This window comes from Campylobacter troglodytis, assembly GCF_006864425.1.
Classification (GTDB): Bacteria; Campylobacterota; Campylobacteria; order Campylobacterales; family Campylobacteraceae; genus Campylobacter_D; species Campylobacter_D troglodytis.
This window is the reverse complement of record NZ_QHLI01000073.1, coordinates 1-9,227: the sequence shown is the minus strand read 5'-3', so window position 1 is coordinate 9,227 and position 9,227 is coordinate 1. Positions and strand designations below refer to the sequence as shown.

Annotated in this window: 6 protein-coding genes and 2 pseudogenes; 2 read left to right on the top strand and 6 right to left on the bottom strand. The window is 32.9% G+C overall.

Annotated elements, in window-relative coordinates; translation table 11 throughout:
* Window positions 1–397: 397 nt before the first annotated feature.
* A pseudogene (locus tag DMC01_RS11175) lies at window positions 398–1,040 on the top strand (IS1595 family transposase); the annotation flags it as partial.
* A 537-nt stretch (window positions 1,041–1,577) separates the two neighbouring features.
* Here the strand turns inward: DMC01_RS11175 and DMC01_RS11170 are convergent.
* Genes DMC01_RS11170 through era form a run of 3 tightly spaced genes read right to left on the bottom strand, consistent with a single transcriptional unit; the run spans window position 1,578 to window position 4,133 of the window.
* On the bottom strand, window positions 1,578–2,078 hold the full coding sequence (locus tag DMC01_RS11170; protein ID WP_142694290.1) for a hypothetical protein: 501 nt from the start codon (window positions 2,076–2,078) through the stop codon (window positions 1,578–1,580).
* On the bottom strand, window positions 2,071–3,267 hold the full coding sequence (locus tag DMC01_RS11165; RefSeq protein WP_142694289.1) for a hypothetical protein: 1,197 nt from the start codon (window positions 3,265–3,267) through the stop codon (window positions 2,071–2,073). The genes DMC01_RS11170 and DMC01_RS11165 overlap by 8 nt, the downstream gene beginning before the upstream one ends.
* Entirely contained in the window at window positions 3,267–4,133 is an 867-nt protein-coding gene (era, locus tag DMC01_RS11160) for a GTPase Era (protein WP_142694288.1), read from the bottom strand. The genes DMC01_RS11165 and era overlap by 1 nt, the downstream gene beginning before the upstream one ends.
* 179 nt (window positions 4,134–4,312) lie before the next feature.
* On the opposite strand from era, the gene DMC01_RS11155 reads away from it, so the two are divergent.
* Entirely contained in the window at window positions 4,313–5,314 is a 1,002-nt protein-coding gene (locus DMC01_RS11155) for a bifunctional 3,4-dihydroxy-2-butanone 4-phosphate synthase/GTP cyclohydrolase II (protein ID WP_142694287.1), read from the top strand.
* Between the two features lie 261 nt (window positions 5,315–5,575).
* Here the strand turns inward: DMC01_RS11155 and DMC01_RS16845 are convergent.
* The 3 genes and pseudogenes from DMC01_RS16845 to DMC01_RS15405 all read right to left on the bottom strand — a co-directional run bounded on the left by DMC01_RS16845 (window position 5,576) and on the right by DMC01_RS15405 (window position 7,059).
* Window positions 5,576–6,353, bottom strand: a pseudogene (locus tag DMC01_RS16845) (transposase).
* Between the two features lie 225 nt (window positions 6,354–6,578).
* Window positions 6,579–6,767, bottom strand: a complete 189-nt coding sequence (locus tag DMC01_RS15410) for a hypothetical protein (RefSeq protein WP_246059202.1) — start codon at window positions 6,765–6,767, stop codon at window positions 6,579–6,581.
* 106 nt (window positions 6,768–6,873) lie between these two features.
* Window positions 6,874–7,059 (bottom strand): hypothetical protein, encoded by a 186-nt coding sequence (locus DMC01_RS15405; protein ID WP_246059200.1) that lies wholly within the window; start codon window positions 7,057–7,059, stop codon window positions 6,874–6,876.
* Window positions 7,060–9,227 lie beyond the last annotated feature (2,168 nt).

The following is a 9,227-nucleotide window of genomic DNA, read 5'->3' as shown; positions in this document are numbered from 1 at the left end:
CAAAGTTGCAAGACGAAACGAAGCAAAAAAATACTTCAAAATTTCCCTAAATTTCTTTTGAGACAATTCGGGAACGGACTATATACTTGTTTTTCATCGCTGTAATCATAACTTGAAGCTCCTTTATTAGAGCTTAAGTTAAATTGAGCCAAAAATACTTCGTAATTCCTTAAATTTTTTTGAAATAATTAAAGAATGTATCATATATTTGTTTAGGCTCAATTAAATTTAAACCAAATTGAAAGGTTTTTAAGTTAACGCCTATGAAAAACAAAAGTCCGTTCCCAAATTTCGAAGATATAATTTAGGGAAATTTTGCGTTATTTTTTACTTCGCCTTACGGCTCGTCCCTTTGCAAGAATTGATTTAGAGGCGAAAAAACGCTCTACTTTGTCAAATTTCAGAGCAAAGTTTGTGCAAAATTTTCAAAGATCTTCGCATTTTAATAGCCAAAGAATGCGAGAAACATTATAAAATGAGCGGTGAGATTGAAGAGGGTGAGAGTTATTTTTTACTTCGCCTTACGGCTCGTAACTGCTAGCAGAAGGGGCAAAAAGGGTGCGTGGTAAGCGTGGACATGGGGCTGGCAAGAAAATGTCTGTGTTTTTACTTCATTACCCCTCTTGTCCCTTTGCGAGAAGGAATGCTAAAACGCTAGGCTAACATTTATACACAGGTCGTCAGCACTTCTTGGCCAAAGAGCTATTGCCTATCATAAAGGACTTTATAAATGCCCTAAATGCCACAATTGTAGGATAGTTGGAAGGCTTATGATGGCTTGGTAGATTTGTGTGCAAAGGCATATTATAGAGTAAAACACGCCAAATTCGAGTTTGCAAAGGGACACAACCACATAAACAAAATTGTGAATTTCTAGGGCTTTGCAAAGTTTCGTTTGGCGAAATTTAAGGGCTAAAAGAGAAAATTTTGTCCTTCACTTAAAAGAAGCTGAATTTACATATAATACTAAAAATTTAGGACAAAATATTTATCAAAATTTATTAAAATTGATAATAGAAAATTCTGTTAAGTTTAATTGAGCCTAATTTAATGCAAACACATTTGAAGGTATAAAGACTTAGATGAAAAAGAAGTATATCTTTCATTCTCTAATTTCTCAGTTCTAATTTAAAGAATTTTGAAGTATTTTTTTACTTCGCCTTTCCTATTCCTCTCTTTGCAAGAATGAGTAAAGTTTCATTATAGTGTAAAACACTTTAAAAATGAATTTACAAAGGCGCAACATCATATCATAGAGAAGATTTTTGCTTCTTGCTCTTGCAACTTAGAAATTTGCGAAATTTAGACTTGACAAATGAAATGACTAAAAGAGAAAATTTTGTCCTTCATTTAAAAAAACAAACATAAGGAGAAAATTTAGGACAAAATCCTTATCAAAATTTATTAAATTTGATAAGAAATCAAGCACTTAGGTTGGATTAAGCCAGAAAAAATCTTATTAAAGCATCTTGAGTCAATTTTAAAGCAAGATAACTTTAAGAATTTTTACTTTACAACAAGTGCTGCTAAAAATTAAGATAAAGCTTGAATTTAAGTTTTTGTATATACTAAAAACCCTAATTAAAACTCACAAAACGAAGATGAATGAAGGCTTTGATAGTCCTTGTTTGTGCCTTTAATCTTAGCTCTTTAAATTCAAAAAAGAGCTTGGAATTTTGAATTAAGTTCAAAAAAGCAAAAAGCCCCTCAAAGTCGCTTTCAAGCTCTATTATAGCACTATGTATATTTAAAAGCTCTTCTTTTTTTGTGCTATTTTTAATGCTTTCAAAGCTAAGATCAGCCCTTGTAGCTAGGGCATAAAGCTCGTCAAGATAATCCTTGTGCCTTGCCTTAAAATGACTTAAAAACTCATCAAGCTCAAACTCTTGTCTTAGTCTAAGCTCTTTGATTTTCTCCTCATTTTGCCTTAGAATTTTTTCTTTTTTAGCCTCTAAATGCCCTTCATAAAACAAGCCTTCATAAAGCTTAAAGCCCAAAAAGCCTCCCAAAAGCAAGATTGTTATAAAAACCAAGCCTAACTCTCTTTTGCTAAGCCTAGCAAGATAGCCCTCAATCATCCTTCAACTCCAAGCTAAGCTCATAAAAATCATCCGTAACTTCCTTGTGTTTTAGGCTAAAAAGCTCATCTTGATAGATTTTTTTAAGAAAATTATCCCCTTGTGCATTTTTATGAATTAAAATTTTAAACTCCTCATCCTTAAATTCTAAGCCAACAAGCCTTGCCTTCTCCTCATAAAGCCTTGCAAAAAGCTCTTTTAGACTCTGAGTTAAGAAAAAGGCTCTAAGCTCATTTTGTATAAAAAGAACCCTTGTTCTTTTTTCTTCTATTACAGGATCATCTTTGTAAGTCTTTGTATTAAAACTATCAAAATATGAATCATTTTGATTAAGATCTTTTTCTAAAAATATGCTTAAAAAGCTAAGAATAAAACCAGCACTAAGGCTTAAAATAAATGCCACTGTGAATTTTTTTATTAACTTAGCTTCAACTTTATATCTTTTAAAATTTATACATTCTTCTAAATCAAGTCCTTCAAGTCTAAGATCCTCTTTTTTCAAACTAATACAAGGAAGTTTTGAGCTTAAAAACTCCTTAATCTTAAGATCCTCACAAACAAGAAACAAAACTTGATCTTCCTTGCAAACTGTTTTTAAAACAAGAATAAGCCTTTCTTCTAAAAAGCCTTGTAAAGAAGTCTCGTCCCTATCCTTTAAATGCCTTGTATTAAACTGGGGCAAATTTTTAAGAATCAAAAGCCTAGTTTCATTAAAAAGGGCTAGGTAGGCATAGTTTTCTCCTAAAACAAGCACGGCGTAGGAGTGATTGATTTTACTGCCTTTAAGGGCATTTAAATGTGAAAAAAGCAAGGGCTCAGCAAGGCAAAGCTCACAGTTTTTATCTAGGTTTTCATCCTTTGTCAAAAAGACAAAAACACTGTTTTTATCTAAGACATAAGAAAAGCTGTAATCAAAGCCTTGTTGCAAACCAAGCTCCTCACAAGCCTTTTCAAAGATTAACTCCTCTAAATTCTCATCCTTTAGGTTTAAATTCACAAGCCTTACAAAGAGTAGCTTGTCAAATGATATGAGTTGAAAGCTTTTTATTTTTGAATTTTTTGCCCTTAAAAAGCCCTTGGAAAGGCTTGAATTTTTATCAAAGAATTCTTTGAGACTTGAATTTTTATTAAAAATGCTTTTAAGCCTTGAATTTTTAGCTAAAAATTTCTTAATTTTATACCAAAACATCAAAACACCACTTTTTTTAAAAACTCTTCATCTTTTTGCCAATTCTTTTTTACCTGCACAAAGAGGCTTAGCATGATCTTTTTTTGGCTAAATTTGGCTATTTTTCTTCTTGCAGCCTGTCCTAATCTTTTCAAAGCTGCTCCTTCTTTGCCTATTAGCATAGCCTTGTGAGAGGCTGTATCTGTGATGATTAAAGCTTCAATGCGTGAGAATTTAGGCTCTTCAACAACAGTTTGCACAAAAACCTCGCAAGCATAAGGAAGCTCTGCACTAAAATTCTCAAACAAAGCCTCTAAGATAAAATCCCTAAAAAGATCCTTTTCGTTTGTGTCGGTAAGAAATTCAGGGTCAAAAAAATAAGGATGCTCTGGCAAATGCTTACTTAATTCCTCAAGCAAGGGCTTTTTATAGCTTTTTTGTTTGCAAGAAAATAAAAGCAAGGCTTTAAAATGCTCACTAAAAGGCGCATAAACTGAGATCTTTTGTAAAATTTGCTCCTTTGAGGCTAGATCTACTTTGTTTAAAAGCACTATATGAGGAACTTTTAGAGGGATTTGCAAAAAAAGCTCATATTCTTTTATCTCATCAAAAATACTTGCTACAAAAAGCACCAAATCACACTCGTTCATACTTTTAAGTGCTAGTTCAACTAGTTTTTGATTGAGGCTTTTTGTGCTTTTGCAAAGTCCTGGGGTATCTATTAAAATAAGCTGATGCCCCTCATACATAACTATGGCTTTTAGCCTTCTGCGGGTGGAGTTTTGCTTGTGTGAAATGAGAGATAATTTAGCCTCGCTTAGAGCGTTAATTAAAGAGCTTTTTCCAGCATTTGTGCGTCCTATAATGCTAATAAAGCCACTTTTCAAGAGGGTTTCCTTGAATTTATCTTGCAAGATTTTAAATAAATTTTATGTTTCATTTTGTCCGTCTTTGAATTTAAAGATATAAATTTAGCGTAAAAACTTGAATTTGTGGTTAAACTAGCAATTTTTACTCAGTTTAAATCATTTTAGTTTATAATTTAGGCAAAAATTAAGGATAAATAATGGCTTTTATAACCGTAGAAGAGGCGATCTTAGAGCTTAAAGCTGGTAAGATGCTAGTTATGGTTGATGCTGAGGATAGAGAAAATGAGGGGGATCTGATCTTTGCGGCTGAGTTTTCAAGCAAGGAAAAGGTGAATTTCGCCATCACAAATGCAAGAGGGGTGCTGTGCGTTGCCCTAAATGAAAGCATAGCTAGGCATTTTGAGCTAGCCTTGATGGTAAGTAACAACACCTCCTCGCACGAAACAGCCTTCACCATAACCTGCGATGCAAAAGACGCTTTAACAGGAGTTAGTGCAGCTGAGAGGGATATGACCATAAAAATTCTAGCTGATGGGGGTGCTAGTGCTGATGATTTGGTTCGTCCCGGACACATAAACCCCCTCATAGCAAAAAAAGGAGGGGTCTTAGAAAGGACAGGTCATACAGAAGGAACTGTGGATCTTTGCCGCTTAGCAGGGCTTAAAGAAGCTTGTGTTATCTGTGAGATAGTAAAAGATGATGGGGAGATGGCAAGAAGGAGTGATTTATTAGAGTTTTGCGATAAATTTAAGCTTAATATGATAGCAGTTAGCGATCTTATAGAATATCGCTTGAAAAATGAAAGCCTAATTCGTGTTTTAAGCGAGGATGAAAGCGATATAGCAGGCTTTAAGGCAAGAAGGATCATCTTTGAGGATCATAAAAAAACCCAACACATAGTCTTTGCCTTTGGACAGCTAAAAAAAAGCGAAAATGTTAAATTTCACATAAGTGGGAGTGATTTTGAGCTGCTAGCCTCTCATAAATTTGGCGAGCTTTTGGAGCAAATAGCCTTTTTGGCTAAGAATGGAGGGGTTTTAATCTGTATGCAAGGGGTTAAGAGCAAGAAAATTCAGTTTAAAAGCTACGGTATAGGAGCTCAAATCCTAAGGCATCTTGGCATAGAGGAGCTAAAACTACTTGAAAAAAGTAGCAAGGACTTTGTAGCCTTGAAGGGCTTTGGCTTGAAGATGGTTTAATTTTTAAAAAATTGAAAATTATCTTTGGCTCAATCCAACTTAAGCTCAAAGAGCTTTAAGTTATGATTCACAAGGTGAAAAACAAGTAGGCTCAATCCAACTTAAGCAGATTTTGCCTTATCATTTTGAGTAAGATTTCATACAAATCTTGAGCTTGAATTTTCGTCTTAATTCTGTCTCTTTTAAATGAAGTATAAGATTTCTGATTCCTTTAAATTTAGCGACTCAAGATACTTTAACAGGATTTTCTCTTATCAACTTTCATAAATTTTGATAAAGATTTTGTCCTAAATTTTTATGTTATATCTAAATTTTGTTTCTTTTAGATGAAGGACAAAATTTTCTCTTTTAGCCATTAAATTTGGCAAGTGTCAATTTTACAAACTTCTGCTTGCAGTTACAAGACGAGTAGCACGAAGTAAAAAAGTTCACAATTTCGTTAATGTGGTTTCGTCCCTTTGCAAACTCGTTTTTAGAGTGTTTTACAAGGTCTTGTACCTTTGCACACAAATCCATTAAGCTATCATAAGCCTTGAAGCTGTCGCTGTAAATTTCACTTTCTTTAAGCTCCGCAAAATCCCTTATTATAGGCAGCAGCTCTTTGGCAGAGCAGTATTTGACGACCTATGTATAAACGCAACCGTTGCGTTTTAACATACTAAACACAGGAGTTTTGCGACCAGCCCACATCCTCGCTTACCACGCACCCTTTTAGCTCCTTCTACTTGCAGTTACAAGACGAGTAGCACGAAGTAAAAACACAGACATTTTCTTGTCAGCCCCACGCCCCCCTTTTTTTCCACGCACACCGCCAAAATAACTTCCACCCTCTTCGATTTCACCGCTCATCTTGCTGTTTTTTTGCATTCTTTGACTATCAAAATGCGAAGATCTTTGAAAATTTTACACAAACTTTAATGAGGCATTTGACAAAATAGAGCGTTTTTTCGCCTCTAAATCAAGGCTTCTTGCAAAGTTGCAAGAGGCTTAACGAAGCAAAAACATACTTCAAAATTTCCCTAAATTTTTTTGAGACAATTCGGAAACTGACTTTTGTTTTTCATAGGACTTAACTTAAAAACCTTTCAATTTAGTTTAAGTTTAATTGAGCCAAAATCGAAAATTATCTTTGGCTCAATTAAACTTAAGCAGATTTTGCCTTATCATTTTGAGTAAGATTTCATACAAATCTTAAGCTTGAATTTTCGTCTTAATTCTGTCTCTTTTAAATGAAGTATAAGATTTCTTATTCCTTTAAATTTAGCTAAGCTATGTTTGACAAAAGCTCTTCTACTACGCAGTTGCAAAAAAGCAGAGTAAAAACATTCACAGTCTCATTGATGTGGTTTCGTGCCTTTGCAAACTCATTTGCGCTATATTTTATTCGGCAATGTGCCTTTGCTCCTTCTTGCAAAGTTGCAAAACAAAACGAAGCAAAAATCAACCAAGCCATCATAGGCTTTGAAGCTCTCCTGAAATTGTGGCCTTTGGGGTATCTGCAAAGTCCTTTATTATGGATAGCAACTCTTTGGCAGAGCAAGTGTTTGAGCGTATAAACACTAGCCTAGCGTTTTAACATACCTTCTTGCAAAGGCACGGGTGCGTACACGAAGTAAAAACATAGACGTTTTATTACCAGCCCCACGCACACATTTGCCTTGCATCCTTTTTGTACCTTCTATTACGCAGTTAGGAACAAAACGTTGTAAAAAATAACTCTCATTAACTTCAATATTGGCACTCATTTTATAAAGAAACTTCACTTTGTTGATTTTTCGCGCTCTTTGGCTATTAAGGTGAGAATTTCACGCAAAATTCTATTAGTGCAAGCACGGATTATTTTGCAAAGTTGAGCGTTTTTCACCTCTAAATCAAGGGCGAAATATCCCAAAATTTACCTAAATTACAGTTGGTGGAATTTGGCAATGGATTATGTATTTGTTTTTCATAGTACTTAACTTAAAAACCCTTTGATTTAAGTTTAATTGAGCTTTATTTATAAACTGTCAAATAACAGTTTTTTGAATTTACAGTTAAATTTCAAACCCCTTTCTTTTTTAAGTTAAACTAACTTGAATTTAAGCTTAAACAGCCTTGTCCTTTTGTCCTCAGCAGTCTATAACATGAGGCTTGATTAAATTCAAGCCACCCTATCCTTTAAATAAGACTTGCTTGAATTTTAAGTTAAAATTTACACCACTTTCTTTTTTAAATAAAGCTGATTTAAAATTAAATTCAAACCATCTTGTCATTCCGTGTTCTATAATCTGTCCTTTGTCATCCCTTCTCATACCAAACACTGCAAAGTATCTAAAAGCGAAATTTCTCCCTTAAAGCAATATTTCTTTAGTAAAACTAATTTTCTACTATAAAGCATAGCCTCTTTATAAAACATAACTTCTTAATCAAACTAAGTTTTTTAGAAAAAAGGATATTTTACTGTGGCTACAACCTTATCAGAATGCTTTTTTAAAAGGCATATTTTAGCAAACTTACTGTAAAATCAACATTTTTTAACAAAGGTAATTTAAATAAATTCAAAAAATTCACAGCAAGATCAATATTTTAAATTCAAGGATTTTTTATAGTAGCCTTGCAAGGCTTTTTACAAAAATGAAAGCTCTTAAATGATGATATAAATATGAAAAGGGATTTTTTTAAAAAAATATTTATCTTAAACAAAATCTATTTGTCCGGGTTAAGCATAGAAATTAGAAATTTTAGCAAGAAGATGCCACAAGCTAAGATTATAAAATATCACGCAAAAGAGTGAATTTTTTAAGTTTCTTTGGTGTAAAGGACTCAGAATGATAAGTTTATCTTTTCTTGAAAAAGAGCCTAGAAAATTCAGCGTAAATTGTTTTTACTCTTGTATATGTAAAGCAAAAATACAAAAAGCATTCACAAAAATTAAATTCAAAGAAAGGTAAAACTGTGAAAATTCAAGCTTAAAGCTTTGCAACAAGAAGGGTTTTAAAAATTCTAAGGATACAACATTGCTTTGCCAAAGGGTTAAGGTCTATCATAAGGGACTTTTTCAAGCTAATATAAAGTGAAATTTAAGCAATAGTTCAAAGGCTTAGTGGACTTTTTACTTCGTGATACGCGTCTTGCAATTTTGCAAGAAGTAGCAAAGGCATATCATATGGTAAAACATTCCAAAAACTAGTTGCAAAGGGACAAAATAATGGGATAAAGGGCTTTTTTACTTCGTGCTACGCGTCTTGTAACTGTAATGCGTCTTGTAACTGCAAACAGAAGTTTGCAAGGTTTCGTTTAGCCAAATTTAAAGGCTAAAAAGAAAATTTTATCCTTCATTTACAAGAATAATAAGTTAGATATAATACAAAAATTTTAGGACAAAGTTCTCATCAAAATTTATGAAAATTGATAAGAAAAAATCCTATTAGAGTATCTTGAGTCAAATTTTATTAAAATTGACAAGATAAAATCTTATTAAGTTTAATTGAGCCTTTGATTTTAACCTATTTTGAAAGTACAAAAATGCGTAATTTTATTTTTACTTGATGTGGTGGTAATGTGTGCCACTCTGCATCCTTTGACTTTTTAGCTTTCATAAAACTGCGGAAGGGTTTTAAAAATCACAAAAGGATAAAGAATAAGGAATTAAAAATGGCTCAATTTAACCTAAGCTCTAATGAATAAGCTTTAAGTTATGATTTATAAGGTAAAAAACAAAAGTCTGTTTACGAATTGTCTCAAAAGAAATTTAAGAAATTACGAAGTATTTTTTTTGCTTCGTTTCGTCTTGCAACTTTGCAAGAAACCTTGATATTAAAGCCTTTAAAATTTCAAAAATCACTCACATTTCAGAGCTTACTCTATAAAGAATCTTTAAACAAACTAGAATCTTAATCACAACAGAATGTGAAAATATTTCAAAAAGGTGAAA